Consider the following 25,355-nt stretch of genomic DNA (forward strand, 5'->3'; position numbering starts at 1 on the left):
AATAATGATTTCTGTTAATGATTTTAAAACAGGATTAACAATTGAAGTAGATAACGCAATTTGGCAAGTTATGGACTTCCAACACGTTAAACCAGGTAAAGGTGCTGCATTCGTTCGTTCTAAATTACGTAACTTACGTACTGGAGCAATCCAAGAAAAAACATTCCGTGCTGGTGAAAAAGTAGCTAAAGCACGTATTGAAAACCGCAAAATGCAATATTTATATGCAAGTGGTGATCAACACGTATTCATGGATAATGAAAGCTATGATCAAATCGAATTATCAGAAACACAAATCGAGCGCGAATTAAAATTCTTAAAAGAAAACATGGAAGTATACATCATGATGTTTGGTACTGAAACGATCGGTGTTGAACTTCCAAACACAGTAACATTAGAAGTTACTGAAACTGAGCCAGGTATTAAAGGTGATACAGCTTCAGGTGGTACAAAACCTGCTACTGTTGAAACTGGTCTTATCGTTCAAGTACCATTCTTCGTTAACGAAGGTGACAAACTAATCATTAATACTACAGACGGTTCTTACGTATCTCGTGGATAATTAAATGAGAGAAGAGAGTGTTCAAATAAATGAACGCTCTCTTTTTTTTGTCTAATATATTTTTAAGCAAAAGTCATAAAGTGTACGAGCAACCCATACATTGTAATTGAATGATGTACTAATTGAGAGGAGGCTTGTATGCAAACCGTATTATCATTTCTTCCCCAAAAAATAGCACTTTATTTTCAAGATATGCCTCCAAGGAAGTGGAATGACATTGAAGAGATACGAATTCGTATAGGGAGACCAGTAGAAATTTCTTTCAAATCTACTTATGAATTTTTACCCATCATTGTTACAGAAGAAGATGCCACCCAGTTATTAAATAATGTAACGAACTTTTCTATGTATACGATGGAAGAGGAATTGAAGCGAGGATATATCACCATTCAAGGTGGACATCGAGTTGGACTTGCTGGAAAAGTCATTCTAAATGGCGGGAATGTTAAAGCAATCATTCACATTTCTTCCTTTAATATTCGTATTGCAAAAGAACAAGTAGGATGTGCAGAACATCTTATTCCTTATTTATATAGTAATGGTTGGCAAAATACGATGATTATCGGGCCGCCACAAACAGGAAAAACAACACTGCTAAGAGACTTGGCGAGAATTATTTCTTCGGGAATACCTGAAATGAGAGTTCCAGCTATGAAGGTGGGGGTTGTAGATGAGCGTTCTGAAATTTCTGGATGTGTAAACGGTGTGCCACAACTACAATTTGGACCACGAATCGATGTTCTTGATGCTTGCCCAAAGGCTGAAGGAATGATGATGCTCATTCGCTCTATGTCACCACAAGTTATTATTGCTGATGAAATTGGTAGAAGTGAAGATAGTTTGGCTGTTCTGGAAGCTATAAATGCTGGGATTCATTTAGTTATTACTGTTCATGGCTTTTCTTATGAAGATATTATGAGGCGCCCTAACATTCGAGACATTATCAATTTACATGTGTTTAAGAGATTCGTTGTATTAAGCAGAGATGAAAATAATGATTTTTGTTATTCCATAATAGATGAAACAGGACAACAGATATTAAAGGAGAGAGGCGTAAAGCAATGGTAAAAATCATTGGTGCCGCATTGATTTTAATAGCTTCTACATGGATTGGTTTTGAAATTTCTCGTCATTTAAGTCAACGACCAAAACAATTAAGACTTTTTCGAACGGCACTTCAAGCATTAGAAGCTGAAATTATGTACGGCCACGCACCTTTACAAGAAGCGGCTAACCGTCTTTCAAAGAGTCTACCAAGACCTATTAATATGTTTTTCCATACATTTTCTGAGCAATTACAACTTCCAGATACGAATGTTAAAAATGCTTGGGACACCAGTTTACAAGAAACAAAAAAAATATTGGCATTAAAACAAAATGAAATAGAGATTCTTCTGCAATTCGGTGAGACGCTTGGTCGACATGATCGTTATCAACAGCAAAAGCAAATTGCGCTTACGATGACGCATTTAGAAAGGGAAGAAAGTGAAGCGCTACAAATTCAAAATAAATACGAAAAAATGGTGAAAAGTCTCGGGTTCTTAACAGGGCTTTTACTCATCATTTTGCTAGTTTAACCAACATGTAGGAGGATACCAAATGGGAATTGAAGTGGGCTTAATATTTAAAATTGCCGGAGTAGGAATCGTTATTGCTTTTATCAATACGTTACTGGAGCAAATAAACAAAAAAGAATACTCTCAATGGGTAACCTTATTTGGTTTTATCTACATTTTATTTATGGTTGCTCAAATAATGGATCAATTGTTTGAGAAAATAAAATCTGTATTTTTGTTTCAGTAACGAAGGGGAGGGATGAGCAATCGAAATTATTAAAATAGTAGGTATTGCTTTATTAACGACTTTTTTAGCAACCCTATTAAAAGAACAAAAACCCAATTTTGCTTTCCTCCTCGTCATCTTTGTTGGTTGCTCTATTTTTTTATTTCTTGTTAACCAAATTTATAGCATCATTCATATGCTTCAAGTTTTAGCGAAGGAAGCAAATGTAAACATGGTGTATTTAGAAACAATTTTAAAAATCATTGGGATAGCATACATTGCAGAATTCGCTTCACAAATTACGAAGGATGCTGGTCAAGGAACATTAGCATCTAAAATTGAACTAGCTGGAAAAATCATCATTTTAGCAATGGCTATTCCAATCTTAACTGTCATGATTGAAACGATTTTAAATCTAATTCCAACTTGATGAAAGTGTTATGAAGAGGTGAAGAAATGAAGCAGTGGCTTTTTTTCGCTATATTTGCAAGTGTCATTCTCTGGATGCAACCACATGATGTACAAGCTTCACCAAATACAACGAATATTAATCAGGAACCAATTGATAAACAAATAGAAAGTAATAATCAAGAAGTAGTTAATGAAGGTTCTACACCAAGTAATATAACGCAGGATTTAATAAATAGTAGTTTAGATAAAGTAAATATAGATGAAATGAAACAGTTTTGGGATCAAATTATGCAAGAATATGGTGGCTTTTTACCGGAAGGGCAAAAAGGAAGCTTAATGGATTATATAAGTGGTGATAAACAATTTTCTATTAAGGGATGGTCTCAAGGTTTTTTAAAATTTATTTTTCATGAATTAATAGCTAACGGTAAACTACTTGGAATGTTAATTCTCTTAACGGTTTTTAGTATGTTTCTTCAATCTCTACAGAATGCTTTTGAACAAAGCTCTATTAGTAAGGTTGCTTATAGCATCGTCTTTATGGTGCTTATCATTATCGCATTAAATAGTTTCCACGTGGCAATTAATTATACAAAAGAAACAATTGATATGATGATGTCATTCTTCTTAGCACTAGTGCCTTTATTATTAGCCTTAATTGCGGCTTCAGGAGGACTAGTTTCCGCAGCGTTTTTCCATCCTGTCCTTGTTTTCTTAATGAATACAAGCGGCTTATTAATAGGAAAAGTCGTGTTACCTCTATTATTTCTAGCTACGATACTCAGCATTGTCAGTACACTAACGGAACATTATAAAGTTACACAACTAGCAGGTCTAATTCGAAATTTAAGCATTGGATTACTTGGTGTTTTTATGACTGTATTTCTCGGGGTGATCTCTGTTCAAGGGGCATCTTCTGCAGTAGCCGATGGTATCACTATTCGAACCGCTAAATTTATAACAGGGAATTTCGTTCCTGTTGTAGGCCGAATGTTCACAGATGCAGCAGACACTGTTATAAGTGCATCAGTTCTATTAAAGAATACGGTAGGTATAGCTGGAGTAGTTATCTTGTTACTTATAACAATCTTTCCAGCTTTGAAAATATTAGTGATTGCTTTTATTTATAAATTAACTGCTGCCGTATTACAACCACTAGGTGGAGGTACAGTTATTCAATGCTTAGATATTATAAGTAAAAGTATGATGTATATATTTGCAGCATTATCAATTGTTTCAGTGATGTTCTTTTTAAGTATCACGATTATTATTGCAGCTGGAAATGTTACGCTGATGGTCAGGTAGGTGATGAATAGGAATGAGTTTTCTGACTGACTGGATTACCAATATCATTATTTTTATACTTCTTGCTATTGTGATGGACATGCTCCTGCCAAGTTCAAGTATGCAGAAGTATGCAAAGATGGTTTTAGGGCTATTATTAATAGCGATTTTGATTACACCAATCTTTAAGTTTTTATCATCAAACTTTGAGGAGGTATTGGCGCAAGTAACAGATAAGGACTATGTAGAAAAGGATAAAATGGAAAGTTTGATTGATAAGAAGAAAAATGAAATACAAGCAGCTAACTCTGCATATATTTTAGAAGAAATGGCTGTCCAATTAAAGAAGACTGGAGAAGAGGAGTTGATTAATCGATACAATTATGAAATTAAAGATATTAATGTGTCTTTGAAGACTCTTGAAAATCCGAAGCTACCAAAGGATTTGGATTCCATTTCAGTTGTACTAACACAGAAAGAGAAAAGTAATACAGCAATTGAAACTGTGCAAACAGTTAGAATTAATACGGAAGAAAAACTACCAATACAGAATGATGAAACAAATGATATAAGAAAATTTCTTGGATCACAGTGGGGGATAGATGAAGGAAGGATCAATATTGTTTTTGAAAGGAGGGGCGCATAGAGTTGAAAGAGAACAACCCGTTTATGAAATGGATCAAGAAAGTATTTAAGAAAGAGAAGCAGCCGAATGATGAGGAACAGAATAAAAAACCTTCATTATATATGTATATGCTAGTAGTACTTGTCTTAGGTGTAGTCTTCATGATGGGCAGCGAATTCCTAACGAACAATAGTAAAACCTCTTCAGAAAAAGCTGCTCCTGTTTTCAAAGAAGAAGCACAGGATGTGGAAACATTTGGGCGAGACAGCAGTAAAGCAGAAACAACTATTGCAGATTATGAACGAACTTTTGAAAATCAAATAAAAGAAGCGTTGGAAGCAATTGCTGGCGTCAAGGACGTAACAGTAGTTGTGAATGTCGATGCAACAGAGAAAAAAGTGTATGAAAAAAACAAAGTAATACAGAAGCAAATTACAGATGAGACAGACCGAGAAGGAGGAAAACGAACAGTTGAAGATTCTTCGACCGATGAACAAATTGTCATTGTAAGGAATGGTGAAAAAGAAGTGCCTATTGTACAAGTTACAGAAAAGCCAGTGGTTAGAGGAGTACTAGTTGTCGCAAAAGGCGCTGAAAATATAACTGTTAAAAAATGGATTGTTGAGGCTGTGACAAGAACATTAGATATACCGAGTCATCGAGTAGCGGTCATGCCTAGAAAATAAGGAGGAATAAAAATGTTATTGAAGAAACAAACCGTTTGGTTATTAACGATGCTTAGTTTAGTGGTAGTATTATCTGTTTATTACGTCACAACTCCTTCTGAAAAAGAAACAAATATGGCAACAACCGTTGAAAAAGAAAAGTCAAAAGAGAGTACAAAAGAAACAACAAGTAATAAAAATGAAAATCCATCCGTAGCTACTGATGATACTAGTGAGTCAAAAGATTCAACAAAAGATACGATAAAGGAAGTTGTGCCGATTGAAGGAGATGAAACTTTTCAAACACTTCGTATGGAAATAACAGATGAGCGAAATAAAACAATTGAAGATCTTACAGCGATGGTAGGCAATACAGAGTTATCTGCAGAAGAAAGAGATAAAGCCAATGAAACGATAAAAGAATTAAGAGGCTTAACTGAAAGAGAAGTCATGCTAGAAAAACTAATTACATCCTTGAATTACGATGCTGTGCTAGTGAGAGCACAAGATAATAATGTTCGTGTAACTGTTAAAGCTAATAAACTATCAAATTCTGCAGCTAATGATATTGTTCGTATCGTAACTGGTGAAATGCCAACAGCACAAGATGTATCAGTTGAGTTTCAACCTAAGCAATAAAAAAAATGGACTATTCATTTTCTGAATAGTCCATTTTTTGTTATGGAGAAGATGAATATAGTGTAATAGAGTTTACATAGTTACTGAAGTATGCTCTTGATTATAGAGCTGAGTGATTAAGCAGTATTCTTGAAGGATGTAAGCAATTGTGAATTTTGCATGGTTTTAGATGAGGGTAATTCCTGTAATTGGGTGTTTGCTTCTTCAATTATGGAGGTAAAGTCATCCGTAGCGATATCTATTTTCTGAGTCGCTTCTTGGAATGTAAATTGATTAAGAAAAATTTTATTTCTAGTTTTAGTTGTTGTATAAATGTACAACCTTCTGTTGCATTTAATTATGTTTGATGAACGATAATGAGCAGTTTTTTGGATAAAGCAGCATATTTATCGACCATCTCGCGAACTTGTAGTAAAGAGGCTCTAATATCTTTAATAGTATCAGATTGATGGTTCATACTAGAAGCTAACTCTGTAATACCTGTAGATATTTCAATATTTGCTTAGTGATGCTCTGGACTTCGAATATGAACACTTGACATAAGTTGAGAAATTACTGTAGTGTTCTTTTTTAGAACTTCCTGATTTCTTTTTTGTTGATCATACAACAAGGCTGTTTCTTTTTGAACGGAGTGAATATATTGGGAGAATTTAGAGGGAATTGTCAATTGGAAGTATAAAAGGAGACTAACTAGTGTGTGCAAGAGCAAAATGGCGACATAGTTCTAGGGTTCTAATCCAAGTTCGTCATGGGGCAGGTTCGTAAATAGCGAAAGCACAATTAAGCTTAGCATAAAGCTAATTCTTAAAATTGCCTTATCCATATAGATAGCACAAGTTGCCATTACGAAGTATACTAGAAGAATAGCTGTAGGTGCTACGCTATTCTTCCTGATGATATACAGAATGATGGAGACAGAAGAGTTGCAACATACGGAATCCATTTGTTTTTGTAGTGCATAAATGCCACAATACCACCTCCTATGCTAATGGATAGGATAATGGTTAAGTCCTTTTGTATGACAATATCCACTATCGCTGCGAAGTATTATGCAGACAAAAGTAGCTTTAACAACGAGGTTGTTTTTTCGAATTAGATCATTTTGTTTAATTTGTTCAAATTCACTCAAAAAAAATCACACCTTTTCTGAAAATTTAACAATTGGTTATAGATGTTTTATACTAATCTTAGTGTTTTTTGGTAGTTTGCTGAAAAAAAATAAAAAACACTTTCTAAAAATTCAGAATTGTATTATAAAATAATATATAAGGATAATGTGATTGAATGTAATTTAGTGACATTTGAATTTTTACTAGGTATTATATTATCATGTTAGTATCTAGTCATAATTATAAAATGGGGTGTAGGTAAATGTTAAAAGTACAAGAAATCAGAGAAATCGTAAGATTAGTTGACAATTCATCAATTCAAGAATTCGTATTCGAGCAAGACGGAACTAAAATCGAAATGAAGAAAACTGGCGGAGCAGTTGTTGTACCACAAGTAGCTGTACAAGCTCCTGTCGTTGAAGCACCTAAAGCTGTAGAAGCAGCACCAGCTCCAAAAGCGGAAGCTAAGCCTGCAGTAGAAGCAGCATCAGCTAAAGAAGTAGCTGTAGATGAAAACTTACACAAAATTACATCACCAATGGTTGGTACATTCTATGCATCTCCATCACCAGACGAAGGTGTTTACGTAACTGTAGGTTCAAAAGTAGGGGAAGAAGATACTGTATGTATCGTAGAAGCTATGAAACTTTTCAATGAAATTGCTGCAGAAGTTAAAGGTGAAATCGTTGAAGTTCTTGTTAAAGACGGCCAATTAGTTGAATATGGTCAGCCATTATTCTTGGTAAAAGCTGAGTAAGGAGCTGGATATAATGCTTAAAAAGGTATTAATTGCTAATAGAGGAGAAATTGCAGTACGTATTATTCGTGCTTGTAAAGAATTAGGTATTGAAACAGTAGCAGTATATTCAGAAGGGGACCGCGAAGCATTACATGTACAATTAGCTGATGAAGCTTATTGTATCGGTCCAATTCTTTCAAAAGATAGTTATCTTAATACAGTAAATATCATCAGCACAGCTAAGAAAACTGGTGCTGATGCGATTCACCCAGGATATGGGTTTCTAGCGGAAAATGCTAGTTTTGCAGAATTATGTAGAGATGCAAACATCACTTGGATTGGTCCATCTCCAGAAGCTATTTCAAAAATGGGTACAAAAGACGTTGCTAGAGATACAATGGAAGCAGCTAGTGTACCAATCGTTCCTGGTTCAAAAGGTATCATCGAAAATATCGAACAAGGTAAAGAAGTGGCAGCAGGTATCGGATATCCTGTTATTATCAAAGCTACAGCTGGTGGTGGCGGTAAAGGGATCCGTGTTGCTAGAGACGAAGAAGAACTTGTTAAAGGTATTAATATTACACAACAAGAAGCTGCAACTGCATTTGGTAACCCAGGTGTATATTTAGAGAAATATATTGAAGATTTCCGTCATGTTGAGATTCAAGTTATGGCTGATAATCATGGAAATGCAATTCACTTAGGTGAAAGAGATTGTACGGTTCAAAGAAGATTACAAAAACTTGTTGAAGAATCGCCATCTCCAGCATTAAATGAAGAAATTCGTTCACAAATGGGTGAAGCTGCAGTAAAAGCTGCATTAGCAGTTGATTATTCTGGTGCTGGCACGGTAGAATTTATATATGACTACAATAATAATAAATTTTACTTCATGGAGATGAATACACGAATCCAAGTTGAGCATCCTGTTACAGAGATGGTTACTGGTGTAGATTTAATTAAAGAACAAATTCGTGTTGCATCTGGAGAGAAACTTTGTTTAACTCAAGAAGAGGTAACTTTTAATGGTTGGGCAATTGAGTGCCGTATCAATGCAGAAAATCCATATAAAAACTTCATGCCTTCTGCTGGGAAGATTGAAATGTATCTTCCACCGGGTGGTTATGGAGTGCGCGTAGATTCAGCTGCATATCCTGGATATACTATTCCACCATTCTATGACAGCATGATTGCGAAATTAATTGTACACGGAAAAACACGTGAAGAAGCAATTGATCGTATGAAGCGTGCATTAGGTGAGTTTGTTATCGAAGGCATTCACACAACAATTCCGTTCCATTTGAAGTTACTTCAGCACGAGGACTTTGTATCAGGCAATTTCAATACGAAGTTTCTTGAAAACCATGATGTAATGGGCTCTGCAGAATAACAGAGATAAAGCTGGAGGTGTTTTTTAGTATGGCAGAACAAAACAATATGCTTGAAATGACACAAGGAAACAATAATTTAGGTAAGGTTGAAATCGCACCTGAAGTTATTGAGGTAATTGCTGGAATTGCTGCTTCTGAGGTCGAAGGCATAGCACAAATGCGTGGTAACTTTGCTACTGGCGTAGTAGAAAGATTGGGTAAGAAGAATCATGGGAAAGGTGTAAAGGTTGAACTATCAGAAGATGGAATCAAAGTTGATATCTATTGCATGATTAAGTTTGGCGTTTCGATTCCTAAGGTTGCTACAGAAGCCCAAGATAATATACGACAAGCGATCATTAATATGACAGCGATTGAAGCAGATGAAGTTAACATTCATGTTGTTGGTGTTGTATTTGAAACAACGAAGGCGGAAGCTGAAGTAGCACAAGAAATGTAACATAATCTTAAAAGCCTAACTTTTTTTGTTGCTGATAAATTTTGTCAGTATATAAAAAAGTTAGGCTTTTTTGTATGTTTCATTTAGTACATTTATCGTATAGCTTCATAAAATGGTACCTAATGGCTAGATGCTAGCTTTTCCTAGTATACAGTTTGGTAAGAAGGTTTATACTGTGAATAGTTTGCTAAATGAATTAATGTGATTTTGTGGAATTTATCTAGAATTTTACAAATTTTCGATTCGATTCCTTAATATTATACGAAACACTACCTTTCAATGTTCGTTTATGCTATAGTTTGTACTATAAAAAGCTACGAGCACGGTACCCGTGTTTAAAGGAGTTACAAGAATGAAACGCAGAACAGCACGTGAAAAGGCATTACAAGCTTTATTTCAAATTGATATAGCAGATACAGAAATTCAAGATGCATTGAATTTTGTTATTGAAGATCAAGGACATGATGAATATTTAGATTTCCTAGTAAAAGGAACTATGGAAAATGTAAATAAAATAGATGAGATTATCGCAAGTAACCTTGAGAATTGGACAATTGCAAGATTAAGCAATATTGATCGTAACATTCTTCGTATTGCTACATTTGAGATGCTTAAATCTACTGAGGTCCCAGTAAATGTTGTAATTGATGAAGGTATTGAAATCGCAAAAGCCTTTGGAGATGATCAATCTAGTAAGTTTGTTAATGCAGTTCTTTCAAAAATTAAAGAACATTTACACTTATAAAAAGAAACATTGATTAAGAGGGAATTCTTTCATTCCTACTAATTTAATGTTTAAATAACTTAGTTCTTATCAACGTTTATATCTCATTTACACATCAAAAGTTTAATTACCTCTTAGAAATGAGTGTAAGTAGCGCTGGTTAGAGCGTGGTATCGAGAGATTATATAGACAGAGAGGGAGAATGAATCATGTCAGCCATCATAATTGACGGGGTAGAAATTTCAAAAAAAGTACGTGAAGATATTGCGGCGCAAGTTATTGAATTAAAAGAAAAAGGTGTTACACCTGGGCTTGCCGTTATTTTGGTTGGGGATAATCAAGCTTCGAAGACGTATGTTGGCTCAAAAGAAAAAGCTTGCCAACAATTAGGTATGCATTCGGTACTTATTACGATGCCTGAATCAGTTACTCAAGAAGAACTTTTAGCAAAAATTAAAGAGCTTAATGAAGATAACAGTATACATGGTATTTTAGTTCAGTTGCCATTACCTAAACATATTGATGAAAATGCAGTTATTGAAACAATCAGTCCATCAAAGGATGTGGATGGTTTTCACCCTGTAAATATTGGTAAAATGCTTGCAGGTCAAGATACATTTTATCCATGTACTCCATATGGTGTGATGGTTATGTTAGAACATATTGGTTGCGATCCTGCTGGAAAGCATGCTGTTGTCGTGGGAAGAAGTAATATAGTAGGAAAGCCTGCTGGACAATTATTACTTAACAAGAACGCTACGGTTACATACTGTCATTCAAGAACTGAAAATATGGCTAAATATACAAAAGACGCTGATATTCTTGTAGTAGCAGTAGGAAAACGAAATGTTATTACAAGTGAACATGTTAAACCTGGTGCGGTTGTTATTGATGTAGGAATGAACAGAGATGACCAAGGGAAATTATGTGGTGATGTAGCTTTTGATGAAGTAAAAGAAATTGCCTCATACATTACTCCGGTTCCAAAGGGAGTAGGACCAATGACGATTACAATGCTTATGTTTAACACAATCAAAGCAGCTAGAACAATTCATTCTCTTTAAAAAGAAATAGGGTAAATAAGTGTTAAGACTTAAAGAAAGCTGTCCAATTGTTTATAATAGCAAGAGGACGGTTTTTTTAGTTGAAAAAAAGGTGATATTATGACGATTGAACAATATGTAACAGTGACAGCTCTTACAAAATACATAAAACGAAAGTTTGATTATGACCCTCATCTTCGTGATATTTATATTAAAGGTGAGATTTCAAATTATAAGAGACACTCAAGTGGTCATATGTATTTCACTTTAAAAGATGAAAAAGCTCGGATTTCTGCAGTTATGTTTTCATCAAACAACTCGTCACTTATGTTTGAACCAGAAAATGGCATGAAGGTTTTAATAAGAGGCGAAGTTTCGGTCTTCGAGCAAAGTGGAAATTATCAAGTATATGTGCGTGAAATGCATCCTGACGGTATTGGTGATTTGTTTATAGCTTTTCAGCAATTAAAGGAAAAGTTAGAGGGAGAAGGATTGTTTGCGTCTGAACATAAACAACATCTGCCGAAGTATCCATCTACCATAGGTGTTATTACATCACCAACAGGTGCAGCAGTCCGCGATATTATGACTACCTTAAAAAGGCGTTATCCTATGGGGAATGTCATGATGTTTCCAGCACTTGTTCAAGGCCCACAAGCTCCAGATTCGATTATAAAAGCAATAAAGCGAGCAAATGACCGAGAAGATATAGATGTATTAATTGTTGGACGTGGTGGTGGTTCAATTGAAGAATTATGGGCTTTTAATGATGAGAAAGTAGCACGAGCAATCTACGCTTCCCATATCCCCATCATTTCTGCTGTTGGACATGAAACAGATACAACGATTGCGGATTTTGTAGGTGATGTTCGAGCAGCAACTCCTACAGCAGCAGCCGAATTAGCGGTGCCGCATTATGTAGAATTAAAGAAAACGTTAGCTGCTTATGTTTCGAAAATGACAACTTTTGTTTCGAATGAAATCAAACAAAAAGAAGCAGCATTAACGCGTTTGGATAAATCATATGCGTTTCGTTATCCTGAAAAATTATATCAACAAAAAGTTGAACAGCTTGATTTAGTAATGGAGCGATTGCAAAAAGAAAGTCGTCGATATTTTGATCAAAAACTTGATAAAGTCCAGTACCTACATCAAGTGTTAAGAAGATTTCATCCAAATGATAAAATTAAAATGCATATGGAGAATATCGTAAAACATGAAAAGCAATTAAAACGATTAATGAAAACAAATATCCAAACGAAAGAACAGAAATTCGTCAGTACAATGAGTAAGCTAAATGTTCTTAATCCGCTGAATATTATGGAGCGTGGATATAGTATTGCATTTGATAAACAGCAAAATGTTATTAAAAGTAACCAACAAGTAGATATCGGTGATTCTATATCGGTAGTTGTGAAGGATGGACAATTACTATGTGAAGTGAAGGATCGTAAGGAGAGTGTATTGAATGACTAAAGAAAAAGACTTAACATTTGAAGAAGCGATGGAACAACTTGAGCATATTGTAGATTTATTAGAAGAAGGTGATGTTCCGCTAGAAGAAGCGATTAATATTTATAAAAGAGGAATGGACCTTTCGAAGGTATGCCATGGGAAACTTCAGGTTGCTCAAGAACAACTAGTTCAAATTGTTGATGAAAATGGTGAACTTAAACCATTTCAAATGAAAGAGGAGGAGTAGAATTCATGACGACTCTTTCTTTTCGCAGCTTTATGAAAGAACATAAAGTAATGGTTGAAACAGAATTAGTAAAGCAAGTGGAACGGTTATCTGCTCCACAAAGATTAAAGGATTCTATGATTTATTCGTTAGAAGCTGGTGGAAAAAGAATTCGACCATTGTTAGTGTTTGCTGTTCTAGATGCGTTTAATAAATCTACAAAAATTGGACTTCAAGCGGCATGTAGTATTGAAATGATACATACATATTCATTAATACATGATGATTTACCTGCTATGGATGATGATGATATTCGTAGAGGAAAGCCAACGAATCACATTGTTTTTGGTGAAGCTAATGCCATTCTTGCTGGTGATGCCTTACTGACACAAAGTTTTTCGATTCTTACACAAATGGAAGATTCTTCGGTTACAGCGGAACAGAAGTTAGCAGTCATTAAAGAAATTTCCCAATGTGCAGGAGCAGAAGGAATGGTTGGTGGTCAAACGGCTGATATGCAGGCGGAAGGAAAGCAAATAAGCTTAGAGCAGTTAGAATATATTCACGAGCATAAAACAGGCAAACTATTGACATGTAGTGTGCTAACAGGTGCTATTTTGGCAGGTGCAAATGAAGAGCAGAAAGCAGCTCTTACTTCGTTCTCTCGTCATTTGGGATTAGCATTTCAAATTCGTGATGATATACTTGATATTGAAGGTAATGAAGAGACAATTGGTAAGCCAGTTGGTAGTGATATTTCAAATCATAAGAACACATATCCGTCATTATTGACTTTGAAGGGGGCTAAAGAAAAGCTTCGTGCAGAAATCAATAAAGCTATCTCCTCATTAAAAAGTTTGAACTTAAAGGATGAACAATTAATGAGCATTACAAATTTAGTCGCAAGTCGAAATAATTAAGCGTTATCTTTTAAGAATAGTGCCTCATTTGTGATAGCCGTTGATTTATGGTATATTGACGTAGAATAATGTTCAAATAAGTATACTATTAACGTAGTTTTATGTTAATAATTGTGAATGGATTATAATTGCCGAATAATAATAGTTAGGCCGTTATCACAAGCGTGTTAACGGTTTTTTTGAAAAAACGAGGAAATGAATATAGAAAGTGAGTGATCCTGTTGGATCTTCTAACAATAAAGGACCCTTCATTTTTGAAAAGTATGAATAAGAAACAATTAGAGGCACTTAGCCAAGATATTAGAGATTTTCTTGTTCAAAAGCTTTCTGTAACTGGAGGGCATATTGGGCCAAATTTAGGAGTTGTTGAGTTAACTGTCGCTCTTCATAAAGAATTTAACAGTCCAGTAGATAAGATTCTATGGGATGTAGGGCATCAATCATATGTTCATAAAATATTAACGGGCAGAGCAGATCAGTTTGATACGCTAAGACAGTATAAAGGATTATGTGGTTTCCCTAAAATGGTGGAAAGTGAACATGATGTTTGGGAAACAGGCCATAGTTCTACATCGTTATCAGGTGCAATGGGAATGGCGATTGCAAGAGATCTGAAGAAAGAAAAAAGTCATATTATTCCAGTTATCGGTGATGGTGCTTTAACTGGTGGAATGGCTTTAGAGGCATTAAACCATATTGGTGCGGAGAAAAAAGATATTATTGTTGTATTAAATGATAATGAAATGTCTATTGCTCCTAATGTAGGTGCCTTGCATAATGTTTTAGGGCAACTTCGTACGGCTGGTAAATATAATCGTGCTAAAGATGAACTAGAAATGTTATTGAAAAAGATTCCAGCAGTTGGTGGTAAGCTTGCTTCTACTGCTGAACGAGTAAAAGATAGTTTAAAATATTTATTGGTTTCAGGAATGTTTTTTGAAGAACTTGGGTTTACGTACTTAGGACCTGTTGATGGTCATAATTACGATGATTTGATTGAAAATATTCGTTATGCTAAAAAAACGTCCGGACCTGTTTTATTACATGTACTAACGAAAAAAGGAAAAGGTTATCAGCCTGCAGAAATTGATAAGGTAGGAACTTGGCATGGTACGGGTCCTTACAAAATTGAAACAGGGGCATTTGTAAAAGCTGTAACGAATGCGCCGGCATGGAGTTCACTTGTAAGTGAAACTGTACGTAGATTAGCTAGGGAAGATGAGCGAATTGTAGCGATAACTCCTGCTATGCCAGTAGGTTCAAAGCTTGAAGGATTTGCTTCTGAATTTCCTGATCGTATGTTTGATGTTGGAATCGCAGAGCAACACGCTGCAACAGTTGCTGCAGGATTAGCTACTCAGAAGATGAAGCCGTTTCTAGCCATCTATTCGACATTCTTACAACGCGCTTATGACCAAGTGGTACATGATATTTGTCGACCTAACTTAAATGTTTTTATCGGAATTGATCGCGCTGGTTTAGTGGGTGCCGATGGTGAAACTCATCAAGGGGTATTTGATATTTCTTTCTTAAGAAATTTACCAAACTTAGTATTGATGATGCCGAAGGATGAAAACGAAGGACAGCATATGGTTAATACAGCGATTAAATACGATGATGGGCCAATTGCCATGCGATTCCCACGAGGAAACGGCCTTGGCGTTCAGTTGGATGAAGAGCTGAAAACTATTCCAATTGGTAGTTGGGAAGTGTTGAAAGAAGGAAAAGATGCAGCGATCCTTACTTTCGGTACTACGATACCAATGGCTATGGAAGCAGCAGCTACATTAGAGAAACAAGGTGTGTCTGTTAAGGTGATTAATGCTCGTTTCATTAAGCCAATGGATGAAAGTATGTTACATGATGTATTAAAAACAAATATGCCAATATTAACAATAGAAGAAGCGATGTTAGAAGGCGGATTCGGAAGTGCTGTTCTTGAGTTCGCTCATGACCATAAATACCATGGTGCTGTGATAGATAGAATGGGTATTCCTGATCAATTTATCGAGCATGGTAGCGTAGATAAATTGTTAGAGGAAATTTCTTTAACAAAAGAAAATGTTATCGCCAAGATTAAAAAAATATCACCGCAAAAACAAAAAAGGGCTTGAAGTATGAAAATAAAAAAAGAACGAATTGACGTTCTACTAGTAGAACAAGGTTTAGCAGAAACAAGAGAAAAAGCAAAAAGAGCAATCATGGCTGGACTTGTCTATGCCAATGAAGAACGATTAGATAAACCAGGTGAAAAGATTCCAGCAGATACTCAACTAACGGTGAAAGGTAAAGTAATGCCGTATGTTTCTAGAGGCGGTTTAAAACTAGAAAAAGCAATTGCGGCGTTTAATCTTGATTTACAAGATCAAGTTATGCTTGATATTGGATCTTCTACTGGTGGATTTACTGATTGTGGACTGCAGAATGGTGTTAAGATGTCCTATGCGCTAGATGTAGGGTATAATCAATTAGCGTGGAAGCTTCGACAAGATGAGCGAGTAGTTGTGATGGAACGAACTAATTTTCGCTATGTTACACCTGCTGATTTAGTAGGTGAAATGCCAAGCTTTGCAAGTATTGATGTTTCATTTATATCACTTTCATTAATATTACCTGTACTAAAAACTTTACTTGTACCGAATAGTAATGTTGCTGCTCTTATAAAGCCTCAATTTGAAGCAGGTAAAGAACAAGTTGGAAAGAAAGGGATTGTACGTGAGCGAAAAATTCATGAACAAGTTATTCATAAAATTATCGACCTTTCATTACAACTAGGATACAATGTTATGAATTTAACGTATTCACCTATTACAGGTGGCGATGGAAATATAGAGTTTCTTATTCACTTGCAGTGGGAAGGGGAAAAGGAACAAGGTGATAATCGTCTAGTTATTTCTCCTGAAGAAGTGGTTACAGAAGCACATAGTCAACTTAAAAAAGCTAAAACAGATGAATAATTTTTGCATACGAATGAATTGAAATGTTGCTTAGTCATCTTTCTTATAAAAAGATAAAGTGAACTGAAATAGAGAATACCGATTGAATATATCTATAAACGGCCAGAAACTCTTACGTAAAGGGAATCTGGCTGTTTGTATTTTTTTTGGAAGAAACTTCATACTTATTTGCTTTGTGAAATTGGTTTAAAATTCTATATTATATAATTTTTGGTTTTTTTAATATACATAAAAGGTTTATTTTTATACATTTTTAGCATGTAATTATGTACAACAAATGCAAAATGGTCTATGATTTGTAATATAGTGAAAAGGTTTATTTTATCACAATAAATAACGGGTTTGCTAACGTGAATGGGGTGTACTATGAATAAAGGTCAACGTCATATTAAAATTAGAGAGATAATAGCGAATAACGATATAGAAACACAAGATGATCTTGTAGATGAATTAAAGAACGCTGGGTTTAATGTGACTCAAGCGACAATTTCGAGAGATATAAAAGAATTACATTTGGTTAAAGTACCATTAATAGATGGAAAATATAAATATAGTTTGCCAGCTGACCAACGTTTTAATCCTCTTCAAAAATTAAAAAGATCATTAATGGACGCATTTATACGTATTGATTCAACCAGCCATTTATTAGTTATGAAAACTTTGCCTGGTAATGCTCACGCTATTGGAGCATTAATTGATAATTTAGATTGGGTTGAAATTCTTGGAACAATTTGTGGTGATGATACAATTCTAATTATTTGTAGAACACCAGAAGAAACAGAAAAATTAACAAAACGTTTTCTAGATATGTTATAAGGGAAAAAGGTGATCGACAATGCTAGTTGAGCTTTCAATCAAAAATTTCGCGATCATTGAAGAATTAAATCTTTCCTTTACCAATGGTTTAACCGTCCTTACAGGAGAGACAGGTGCAGGGAAAAGTATTATCATTGACGCAATTACTTTAATAGCCGGTGGAAGAGGTTCATCTGAATTTGTCCGCCACGGAGAAGCTAAAGCAGAGCTTGAAGGGATGTTTTTGATTCCTAGTGATGACCATCCTATCTATGAAAAGGCTTTAGAATTTGGTATTGAAGTTTGTGAAGGTGCTGTTATCTTAAGAAGAGACATTTCGCAAAATGGCAAAAGTATTTGTCGTATAAATGGCAAGATGGTAACAATTAGTGTACTTCGGGAAATTGGTGGAACATTAATCGATGTCCATGGTCAACATGAACATCAAGAGTTGATGGATTATCATTTTCATTTACCACTATTAGATCAGTTTGGTGGAGAAGAGATTAATCGTGCTCATCAACAATATGAACGGATATATGAGCGTTATATAAGTGTCCAAAAACAATTTAACAGTTTAAACCAAGATGAACGTGAAACAGTTCATCGATTAGACTTTTTAACTTTTCAGTATAACGAAATTCAAAAGGCAAATCTTGTTTTAAACGAAGATGAGAGCTTGACTGAAGAGAAAAAGAAAATAAATAATTTCGAGAAAATCTATGAAGGTCTACAAACGGCATATCAAGCATTAAGAGGTGACCAAACGGCTTTGGATTGGCTTTCAGTAGCCATGAATAATGTAAATGATTTAGCCGATTTGGATGATGATATCAAAGGAATATCTGATACTATTTCCAATAGTTATTATTTACTTGAAGAAACATCGCTCTCTATTCGCAATGCTTTTGAGATGTTAGAATATGATCCTGAACGATTAAATACGATTGAGAGTCGATTAAATGAAATTAATGGCTTAAAACGCAAATACGGCAAAACAGTTGAAGAGATATTGGAATACTATGCTGAAATAGAAAAAGAAATTGAAACGCTCCAAAATAGAGAAACGCATTTAGTGAAGCTTGAAAAAGAACTTCATTCATTAAAAGCTGATTTGCTAGTAGAAGCGGTAAAGCTATCAGAAGTGCGTGAAAAGTATGCACAGATTTTGACCACTAGTATATTACAAGAGCTGAAAGAATTATACATGGAAAAGACAAAGTTTGAAGTAATGTTCCTCAAAAAACCTTCAGTATCTGATGAGTTAAATTCCCCTGAAATAAATCGCAGTGGATTGGATGAAGTGGAATTCTATATTAGTACAAATCCTGGAGAACCTTTAAAGCCTCTAGCTAGAACAGCTTCGGGCGGGGAATTGTCTCGTATTATGCTCGCCTTGAAGAATATTTTCTCTAAGCATAGCGGCATTACAAGTATTATCTTTGATGAGGTCGATACTGGTGTTAGTGGCCGAGTAGCTCAATCAATTGCTGAAAAAATCTACAAAGTATCAGTCGATTCTCAGGTTCTCTGCATTTCTCACTTACCACAAGTTGCTGCAATGGCGGATACACATTTATTTATTCAAAAGGAAATAATAGATGGTCGTACAAAAACAAGCGTTCAGCCATTGGAATTTGATGAAAAAGTGAAAGAAATAGCACGCATGATTTCTGGAGTGGAAATTACCGATGTAACGAAGAAACATGCAGAAGAATTATTAGAACAAGGTTATAACGTTAAACAAGATCGTTGACGGTATTTCACTGTCCAACCTTACAACTGCCATGCTCGGTCGTAAGTCAGTTTGTTTTGAAAACCAAAAACGGGTTTTCAAGAACAGCCCGTCTTACGCCTGCCGCATGGCTCCTTTTAATTAGAAGTAACGCATTGAAGAACCATTCATCAATTAAAAGGACCGTTGACGGTATTTCAATTAAGCTACCCAAGATTGGGTAGCTTTTATTTGTTTCCATTGTTATAAATGAGCGATTGGAAGGCAACATTAAAAGTGTAGCCATAAAGAGAGTGGATTAGAAGCGAGGAGAGTGAAATATTTGAAGGTAATGACTGTAAAACATTTTATAGGCGCAATTCTCCTTGTTTCGTTAATTAGTCTTGGCTTTTATAAGCCTGTCGTTTCATTTTTTACTATTCCGAAGAAAATTACCCTTTTCGAAGGTCAATCATATGAGATTTCCAAATCATTTCCTGTAACTGCTTCCGTTTCTAGTAATGAGGCAGTGTCACTGAAAGAAACAATGGATTCGATTACAATAGATGGGCAGCATTCGGGAACTAATCAGCTATTGTTGGATATAGCAGGTTTTCCAGTGAAGAAAGTGGATGTAGAGGTTATCGAGGATTTTAAAGTGGTACCTGGTGGTCAATCGATTGGAGTTAAGTTAAATACAGTAGGAGTGCTCGTAGTTGGACATCATTTAATTCAAACAGAAAATGGAAAAAATTCACCTGGTGAATTAGCAGGTGTCAAAGTAGGAGATATTATTACAGAAATTAACGGTAATAGTATTAAAAAAATGGCTGATGTTTCGCAGTATGTTCAACAAGCTGGAGAAGAGCAAAAGCCGTTAGATATACAAATACGTCGTGAAAATAAAACGATTACAACAAAGCTTACCCCATTAAAAGACAAGACAGAACAAATTTATAAGCTTGGTTTATATATTCGAGATTCTGCTGCAGGAATCGGCACAATGACCTTCTATCATCCTAAAAGTAAGAAATATGGTGCTTTAGGTCACGTTATTTCAGATGCAGACACAAGAAAACCGATAGTGGTGAAAGATGGACAAGTGGTTTCTTCCACTGTTACTTCCATTGAGAAAGGAAGCAATGGTGATCCGGGTGAGAAGTTAGCTCGATTCTCATCAAGTAACGAAATCATTGGTAATATTAAAAGAAATAGTCCCTTTGGTATTTTCGGTTCATTGAAGAAACAAGTGCCAAACGGAAGTATGGATGATGCTATACCGATTACATTGTCTCATCAAGTAAAAGAAGGACCAGCTCAAATTTTAACTGTGGTAAATGGTACGAAAGTGGAGAAATTTGATATTGAGATTGTCAGTACGATTCCACAAAAATTTCCTGCCATAAAAGGGATGGTACTAAAAGTTACGGATCCTAATTTATTAAGGAAAACAGGTGGTATTGTACAAGGGATGAGTGGTAGTCCAATTATTCAAGATGGAAAATTAATTGGTGCAGTAACTCATGTATTTGTAAATGACCCAACTAGCGGATATGGGGTTCATATAGAATGGATGCTTCATGAAGCAGGTATAAACATTTATAAAAAATCAGAAGAACGATTAAAAGCGAGTTAACAAGGCTGTTTTCAGCCTTGTTTTTCTTATGAAGAAGAAAAAGTATGATACAATGTTAAATTATAGAAAACTTTTCGTGAGCTATAAGTTTTTTGCGAAATTCGTCGGATATTGAAGTAAAACAAAGAAAAATAATAAAAACGCTGTGTTTTCCAATAATTTCAGAAAAAGAAAAGGATTTTAAGTACTACTGTCGAAATTTTCATATTACGATATTTAATAGTTCTGCTATTGTAAATAAGGAGGAAATCGAAGGTGAAAAAAGTCAAAGTATGTATTGTAGATGATAATAGAGAACTGGTTCGTCTTTTGGATGACTATATTTCTAATCAAGATGATATGGAAGTCATCGGTGTAGCATACAATGGGCAAGAATGTTTGAATATGCTTCAAAATTCTAACCCAGATGTATTGTTACTTGATATTATCATGCCTCATATTGACGGGCTAGCTGTGCTAGAGAAAGTGCGGGATATTAGTCAAGTAAGTTTGCCGAATGTTATTATGTTAACTGCATTTGGACAAGAAGATGTTACGAAGAAGGCTGTAGAGCTTGGTGCAAGTTATTTCATTCTTAAGCCGTTTGATATGGAGTACCTTGGAGAAAAAATTCGTCAAGTGAGTGGGAAATCTTCTTCCGCAAATAGTTTGAAATCTCCAATGAATAGCAATTATCGCAGTTCATATGATCAAAATAAACCTAAGAATTTAGATGCGAGCATTACAACAATCATTCATGAAATAGGAGTACCTGCTCATATTAAAGGTTATCTGTATTTAAGAGAAGCGATTTCAATGGTTTATAACGATATTGAGTTATTGGGATCAATTACAAAGGTGCTTTATCCTGATATTGCTAAAAAGTATAAAACAACAGCTAGCCGTGTAGAAAGGGCTATAAGACACGCTATAGAGGTAGCGTGGAGCCGAGGAAATATTGACTCGATTTCATCTCTTTTTGGATATACGGTTTCGATGTCGAAAGCAAAGCCTACAAATAGTGAGTTCATCGCGATGGTCGCTGATAAGCTAAGGCTAGAACATAAAGCTTCTTGAGAAGGTTAGGGTCGTTGATATGAAAGAGTTTGTAAAGTGTTGGCTATTTTTTACATCGAATGAAAGATAACCAACAAACTACTTTTCAAACCGATAAACATAGTTAATATTTAGCTAAAGATACGTTTTTTTTATTGGTAAGTACAATCTACCGATAAAGAGGAGGTATCTTTTTTGCATTTAACCGATATGGAGTTACAGTTGGATAACTTTATGTTGTATTGTTCTAGTAAAAATTTGTCACAGAAAACACTGAGGAGCTACGAGCAGACATTACGATTATTTTCCATTTATTTAGAGGAACAATTCCAAATTAATGAAGTTAGTAAAGTGAAATCGGCACATATCAGACATTATATTAAATATTTACGTGAACGTGGGAAATACACAGTAGTTTCTGATAATGCTTCTATGAAAGTGAACCATCCAGACAATAGAACAGATTTTAAGAAACCGATAAGTGATACTACAATAGCTAATTATTTACGGAATATTAAAGTATTCTTTAACTATTTATACAACGTAGAACGTGAAATAAAGGTGAATCCAGTTGAAAGTATTCGCAATATCAAACCAAAAAGAAAACAGAAACCATTATTAGATAATGAGGAATTAGTTAAAATTATAAGACAATTTGATACCACTACTTTTCATGGTTATAGAAATTGGGTAGTTACACGTTTATTGCTTGATACAGGAATGAGAATTGGGGAGTGTTTAGCTTTAACTGCAAAAGAGATTGATTTTAAAAACAAAGCTATATTAATTATGAATCCTAAAAACAATCAACAACGGTATGTTTATTTCTCTTTTAAAATGTCCACCGATTTAAAAAGGTGGTTACTATATCATGACCGTTACTCGCATAGTGACTATCTATTTCCTACCATTCGTGGAACACAATTAGATGTAAGAAATTTTGAAAAGTCGTTAAGAGATATTGGTAAGAAGATTGGTATATCTATACACCCTCACCAATTAAGAAATAACTTTGCTAAATATTATTTGTTGAATGGTGGAGATTTAGCATCATTGTCTCGTATTTTAGGACATTCGAGTGTCGAAGTTACACAAAAAGCATATTTAGATTTTACTGATAAGGAAATTGGAGAGAAGTATCAAAAGCACTCACCGTTGCAAAATTTAAAGCTTTAATGAATCAAAAAGAGCATAAAAAAAATGAGGTACTGTGTCCGACCACAATACCTCTGATACTTCTTTAAATGTGATAACAACTGAATAAAGAAAACCTTATTCAATCCCCTCTATTATAGAATTTTTGAAAATGGAAATCAAGGGGCTTAGTTTCCTATTGTCTTTTTTAGGTAACTGTAAGGCAAGGTAGCCCATTAACTTGTAAAACTGGTCAGGTGTGAACGAGCCATTGCATATAAACTCGTGATAGGATACATAAAGACAATTGCCTATTTATGTCTGTATCTGAAGGGTGAGAACGACCATTAAAGGTTCGGTATGGATTGATAGGAGTAGATATACTCGCAAGGTGATTTATAAGTAACCAGTTGTACCTTCCTAAGTCCCTATAACAAGGGTAATGGGATTAAGTATTGGACAAACTAAAGCGAAACAATACGGGCTGCGTGAAACTGTATGGGCTATCTTTGACAGTAGAATCATTGAGAAGAATATTCTCATAACAAATAGGATGTTACGAATACGGATACCATAACACGATACACGATAGGATAACAGTTACTTGTCTATGTTCATTAGCTAATACTTTATTTTAACTTTTGAATGTAGGCAATAACTATGCCCAAGCCGTTGTCCATACAACTCAACCGATAGTATGGGAACGTTAACTTCAAAGTAAAGTATAAACTATCATGAAAAGCAAATTCCTCATGTTAAACATAACCTCACATTAGAGAAACTGTAGATGTTGCTGAGGAGGGCTACAGTCAAATTAGATTTACATAATCAGATAAGACCGCATTTCAAATTCGGTCTGATATGCACACCATGCACAGCCGAAATGTATTATATAATTGTTCAAAAGTAGTAAGAAAGTTAACGGACACAAAGCAAGAAATACAGTGTAATACTACATGGAATACGTCATATAGTTATATGCATATGAAGAAGAATTCAAAAATGAGCAAAATTGAGTCGAATTTACACTAAAATAAATTTTATATATCCATTAAACCATTCATACATGAGGGGTTTTGTACTTTTCAATCTTCGAGTATATGAAAGAGAGAACATAAAACAACTAAAAAAGTCACCACTTTTGAAAACAAACATGCTGAAACTATTAATACATAAGTGTTTTTTGTATGTTGCTTAAGTTACACAGTGGAAAGAGAGTTCAAAAATGAGCAAAAAGGTGACACCACATTGCTAAATAAGTGCCTAAAACTATTTATATATAAGGTTTTTTATCACTCTAAATGTGTGAATATATGAAAGAACACTCTAAAATGGACTGAAAAGTCACCAAATTACACTAAGCACAATTAGTAATCATAGTATCTAACTTAAATATAAGGTTGACCTTATTCCCCCCATATGAAGAAGAATTCAAAATTGCTCAAAAACAGGTGAAAAAGTCACCACAACAAAAAAATATTTATAGCGTACAACTATATTAAGTAGTCTTTCAATCTCTCTCCATATGAACAAAGCAAAATTAACGCTGAGTTTTTTTATCCAATATTGGACTAAAAGTATAGAGTATGATTGTGTTTCTGAGTGATTGTTTTCCTAAATTTGAAGAGTCATTAAAGGAACAAATTATAATTCGCTCACAGAGCTTCTCAGCAACACAACATTGATTAGGAAAATAGAAACTTAATTTATTCTAGTTTTTAACTATACGTGTCACGTTGAGTTGCATTTCCACACGATCAATTTACGTTACTTTTTAATAGTGTACAACTATATGGAATTAATAATTGGAGATAATCGTGGTTAAAGGCGACTAGAAAGCGTTAATTCAAAAATTTTGAAATAGAAAGTGACTTGAGCCTTACTCTCCCAATGCTTACAGCGTTTATTTAATTTTACCAATAAAATTTTATATCTATTTTATATAGTTTTATACTGACTTAAATCAACATTTTAAAAAGTAGGAGATAATCGTCCTTAAAAAGGAAGAGTACTCTAATTCTAAATTGCACCACCTTACAATAGAAATGCTAGTGATTATCTATACATAAT

General features: G+C 34.7%; 24 protein-coding genes. All 24 read left to right on the plus strand.

Going from position 1 to position 25,355, the window contains the following annotated elements:
* The first annotated feature begins 4 nt into the window (after nt 1-4).
* Nucleotides 5-562 carry an elongation factor P gene (gene efp, locus TX86_RS02755; RefSeq protein ID WP_042346014.1) on the plus strand — a complete coding sequence of 186 codons (558 nt, stop codon included), beginning with the start codon at nt 5-7 and terminating at the stop codon, nt 560-562.
* A gap of 138 nt (nt 563-700) precedes the next feature.
* A complete protein-coding gene (gene spoIIIAA, locus TX86_RS02760) occupies nt 701-1,630 on the plus strand; it encodes a stage III sporulation protein AA (RefSeq protein ID WP_042346015.1) in 930 nt (309 codons plus the stop codon).
* Entirely contained in the window at nt 1,624-2,139 is a 516-nt protein-coding gene (spoIIIAB, locus tag TX86_RS02765) for a stage III sporulation protein SpoIIIAB (protein ID WP_042346017.1), read from the plus strand. The genes spoIIIAA and spoIIIAB overlap by 7 nt, the downstream gene beginning before the upstream one ends.
* Nucleotides 2,140-2,161: 22 nt before the next feature.
* Nucleotides 2,162-2,365, plus strand: a complete 204-nt coding sequence (gene spoIIIAC / locus TX86_RS02770; protein WP_042346019.1) for a stage III sporulation protein AC — start codon at nt 2,162-2,164, stop codon at nt 2,363-2,365.
* A gap of 28 nt (nt 2,366-2,393) precedes the next feature.
* Nucleotides 2,394-2,774 carry a stage III sporulation protein AD gene (spoIIIAD, locus tag TX86_RS02775; protein ID WP_081707542.1) on the plus strand — a complete coding sequence of 127 codons (381 nt, stop codon included), beginning with the start codon at nt 2,394-2,396 and terminating at the stop codon, nt 2,772-2,774.
* Nucleotides 2,775-2,800: 26 nt separating this feature from the next.
* The gene (gene spoIIIAE, locus TX86_RS02780) at nt 2,801-4,060 is read left to right on the plus strand and encodes a stage III sporulation protein AE (RefSeq protein ID WP_081707543.1); all 1,260 of its coding nucleotides are present in this window, start codon (nt 2,801-2,803) and stop codon (nt 4,058-4,060) included.
* A gap of 13 nt (nt 4,061-4,073) precedes the next feature.
* Nucleotides 4,074-4,685 (plus strand): stage III sporulation protein AF, encoded by a 612-nt coding sequence (spoIIIAF, locus tag TX86_RS02785; protein WP_042346023.1) that lies wholly within the window; start codon nt 4,074-4,076, stop codon nt 4,683-4,685.
* 2 nt (nt 4,686-4,687) lie between these two features.
* Nucleotides 4,688-5,350 (plus strand): stage III sporulation protein AG, encoded by a 663-nt coding sequence (gene spoIIIAG, locus TX86_RS02790; protein WP_230203558.1) that lies wholly within the window; start codon nt 4,688-4,690, stop codon nt 5,348-5,350.
* Nucleotides 5,351-5,362: 12 nt separating this feature from the next.
* Nucleotides 5,363-5,968, plus strand: a complete 606-nt coding sequence (locus TX86_RS02795; protein ID WP_042346025.1) for a SpoIIIAH-like family protein — start codon at nt 5,363-5,365, stop codon at nt 5,966-5,968.
* 1,371 nt (nt 5,969-7,339) lie between these two features.
* Nucleotides 7,340-7,834, plus strand: a complete 495-nt coding sequence (accB, locus tag TX86_RS02800) for an acetyl-CoA carboxylase biotin carboxyl carrier protein (RefSeq protein WP_042346027.1) — start codon at nt 7,340-7,342, stop codon at nt 7,832-7,834.
* A gap of 13 nt (nt 7,835-7,847) precedes the next feature.
* Entirely contained in the window at nt 7,848-9,206 is a 1,359-nt protein-coding gene (gene accC, locus TX86_RS02805; RefSeq protein WP_042346029.1) for an acetyl-CoA carboxylase biotin carboxylase subunit, read from the plus strand.
* Between the two features lie 29 nt (nt 9,207-9,235).
* The gene (locus tag TX86_RS02810) at nt 9,236-9,646 is read left to right on the plus strand and encodes an Asp23/Gls24 family envelope stress response protein (protein WP_042346032.1); all 411 of its coding nucleotides are present in this window, start codon (nt 9,236-9,238) and stop codon (nt 9,644-9,646) included.
* Nucleotides 9,647-9,998: 352 nt separating this feature from the next.
* On the plus strand, nt 9,999-10,391 hold the full coding sequence (nusB, locus tag TX86_RS02815; protein ID WP_042346034.1) for a transcription antitermination factor NusB: 393 nt from the start codon (nt 9,999-10,001) through the stop codon (nt 10,389-10,391).
* Between the two features lie 188 nt (nt 10,392-10,579).
* The gene (folD, locus tag TX86_RS02820) at nt 10,580-11,434 is read left to right on the plus strand and encodes a bifunctional methylenetetrahydrofolate dehydrogenase/methenyltetrahydrofolate cyclohydrolase FolD (RefSeq protein WP_042346037.1); all 855 of its coding nucleotides are present in this window, start codon (nt 10,580-10,582) and stop codon (nt 11,432-11,434) included.
* Nucleotides 11,435-11,533: 99 nt separating this feature from the next.
* Nucleotides 11,534-12,889 (plus strand): exodeoxyribonuclease VII large subunit, encoded by a 1,356-nt coding sequence (xseA, locus tag TX86_RS02825; protein ID WP_042346040.1) that lies wholly within the window; start codon nt 11,534-11,536, stop codon nt 12,887-12,889.
* Complete coding sequence (gene xseB, locus TX86_RS02830) at nt 12,882-13,115, plus strand: exodeoxyribonuclease VII small subunit (protein ID WP_042346042.1); 234 nt, start codon at nt 12,882-12,884, stop codon at nt 13,113-13,115. Before xseA ends, xseB begins: the two co-directional genes overlap by 8 nt.
* 5 nt (nt 13,116-13,120) lie before the next feature.
* Entirely contained in the window at nt 13,121-14,014 is an 894-nt protein-coding gene (locus tag TX86_RS02835) for a polyprenyl synthetase family protein (protein WP_042346045.1), read from the plus strand.
* A gap of 221 nt (nt 14,015-14,235) precedes the next feature.
* On the plus strand, nt 14,236-16,128 hold the full coding sequence (dxs, locus tag TX86_RS02840) for a 1-deoxy-D-xylulose-5-phosphate synthase (protein WP_042346048.1): 1,893 nt from the start codon (nt 14,236-14,238) through the stop codon (nt 16,126-16,128).
* A 3-nt stretch (nt 16,129-16,131) separates the two neighbouring features.
* Nucleotides 16,132-16,971: a TlyA family RNA methyltransferase gene (locus TX86_RS02845; RefSeq protein ID WP_042346050.1), complete on the plus strand. Its 840-nt coding sequence runs from the start codon at nt 16,132-16,134 to the stop codon at nt 16,969-16,971.
* 366 nt (nt 16,972-17,337) lie between these two features.
* A complete protein-coding gene (ahrC, locus tag TX86_RS02850; protein ID WP_042346052.1) occupies nt 17,338-17,787 on the plus strand; it encodes a transcriptional regulator AhrC/ArgR in 450 nt (149 codons plus the stop codon).
* 19 nt (nt 17,788-17,806) lie between these two features.
* Complete coding sequence (gene recN, locus TX86_RS02855) at nt 17,807-19,522, plus strand: DNA repair protein RecN (protein ID WP_042346054.1); 1,716 nt, start codon at nt 17,807-17,809, stop codon at nt 19,520-19,522.
* A gap of 310 nt (nt 19,523-19,832) precedes the next feature.
* Complete coding sequence (gene spoIVB / locus TX86_RS02860) at nt 19,833-21,116, plus strand: SpoIVB peptidase (RefSeq protein WP_042350107.1); 1,284 nt, start codon at nt 19,833-19,835, stop codon at nt 21,114-21,116.
* Between the two features lie 255 nt (nt 21,117-21,371).
* Nucleotides 21,372-22,172: a sporulation transcription factor Spo0A gene (gene spo0A / locus TX86_RS02865; protein ID WP_042346058.1), complete on the plus strand. Its 801-nt coding sequence runs from the start codon at nt 21,372-21,374 to the stop codon at nt 22,170-22,172.
* Between the two features lie 189 nt (nt 22,173-22,361).
* Nucleotides 22,362-23,327: a tyrosine-type recombinase/integrase gene (locus tag TX86_RS02870; RefSeq protein ID WP_042350109.1), complete on the plus strand. Its 966-nt coding sequence runs from the start codon at nt 22,362-22,364 to the stop codon at nt 23,325-23,327.
* Nucleotides 23,328-25,355: the final 2,028 nt, after the last annotated feature.

Origin of the sequence: Bacillus massiliigorillae, from assembly GCF_000380245.2 — a bacterium.
Classification (GTDB): domain Bacteria; phylum Bacillota; class Bacilli; order Bacillales; family DSM-1321; genus Bacillus_AD; species Bacillus_AD massiliigorillae.

Excerpts from the sequence above, each read along its gene's own strand:
- efp (WP_042346014.1), top strand. The coding sequence starts at position 5 with ATGATTTCTGTTAATGATTTTAAAACAGGATTAACAATTGAAGTAGAT.
- spoIIIAA (WP_042346015.1), top strand. The coding sequence starts at position 701 with ATGCAAACCGTATTATCATTTCTTCCCCAAAAAATAGCACTTTATTTT.
- spoIIIAB (WP_042346017.1), top strand. The coding sequence starts at position 1,624 with ATGGTAAAAATCATTGGTGCCGCATTGATTTTAATAGCTTCTACATGG.
- spoIIIAC (WP_042346019.1), top strand. The coding sequence starts at position 2,162 with ATGGGAATTGAAGTGGGCTTAATATTTAAAATTGCCGGAGTAGGAATC.
- spoIIIAE (WP_081707543.1), top strand. The coding sequence starts at position 2,801 with ATGAAGCAGTGGCTTTTTTTCGCTATATTTGCAAGTGTCATTCTCTGG.
- spoIIIAF (WP_042346023.1), top strand. The coding sequence starts at position 4,074 with ATGAGTTTTCTGACTGACTGGATTACCAATATCATTATTTTTATACTT.
- TX86_RS02795 (WP_042346025.1), top strand. The coding sequence starts at position 5,363 with ATGTTATTGAAGAAACAAACCGTTTGGTTATTAACGATGCTTAGTTTA.
- accB (WP_042346027.1), top strand. The coding sequence starts at position 7,340 with ATGTTAAAAGTACAAGAAATCAGAGAAATCGTAAGATTAGTTGACAAT.
- accC (WP_042346029.1), top strand. The coding sequence starts at position 7,848 with ATGCTTAAAAAGGTATTAATTGCTAATAGAGGAGAAATTGCAGTACGT.
- TX86_RS02810 (WP_042346032.1), top strand. The coding sequence starts at position 9,236 with ATGGCAGAACAAAACAATATGCTTGAAATGACACAAGGAAACAATAAT.
- nusB (WP_042346034.1), top strand. The coding sequence starts at position 9,999 with ATGAAACGCAGAACAGCACGTGAAAAGGCATTACAAGCTTTATTTCAA.
- folD (WP_042346037.1), top strand. The coding sequence starts at position 10,580 with ATGTCAGCCATCATAATTGACGGGGTAGAAATTTCAAAAAAAGTACGT.
- xseA (WP_042346040.1), top strand. The coding sequence starts at position 11,534 with ATGACGATTGAACAATATGTAACAGTGACAGCTCTTACAAAATACATA.
- xseB (WP_042346042.1), top strand. The coding sequence starts at position 12,882 with ATGACTAAAGAAAAAGACTTAACATTTGAAGAAGCGATGGAACAACTT.
- TX86_RS02835 (WP_042346045.1), top strand. The coding sequence starts at position 13,121 with ATGACGACTCTTTCTTTTCGCAGCTTTATGAAAGAACATAAAGTAATG.
- TX86_RS02845 (WP_042346050.1), top strand. The coding sequence starts at position 16,132 with ATGAAAATAAAAAAAGAACGAATTGACGTTCTACTAGTAGAACAAGGT.
- ahrC (WP_042346052.1), top strand. The coding sequence starts at position 17,338 with ATGAATAAAGGTCAACGTCATATTAAAATTAGAGAGATAATAGCGAAT.
- recN (WP_042346054.1), top strand. The coding sequence starts at position 17,807 with ATGCTAGTTGAGCTTTCAATCAAAAATTTCGCGATCATTGAAGAATTA.
- spoIVB (WP_042350107.1), top strand. The coding sequence starts at position 19,833 with ATGACTGTAAAACATTTTATAGGCGCAATTCTCCTTGTTTCGTTAATT.
- TX86_RS02870 (WP_042350109.1), top strand. The coding sequence starts at position 22,362 with ATGGAGTTACAGTTGGATAACTTTATGTTGTATTGTTCTAGTAAAAAT.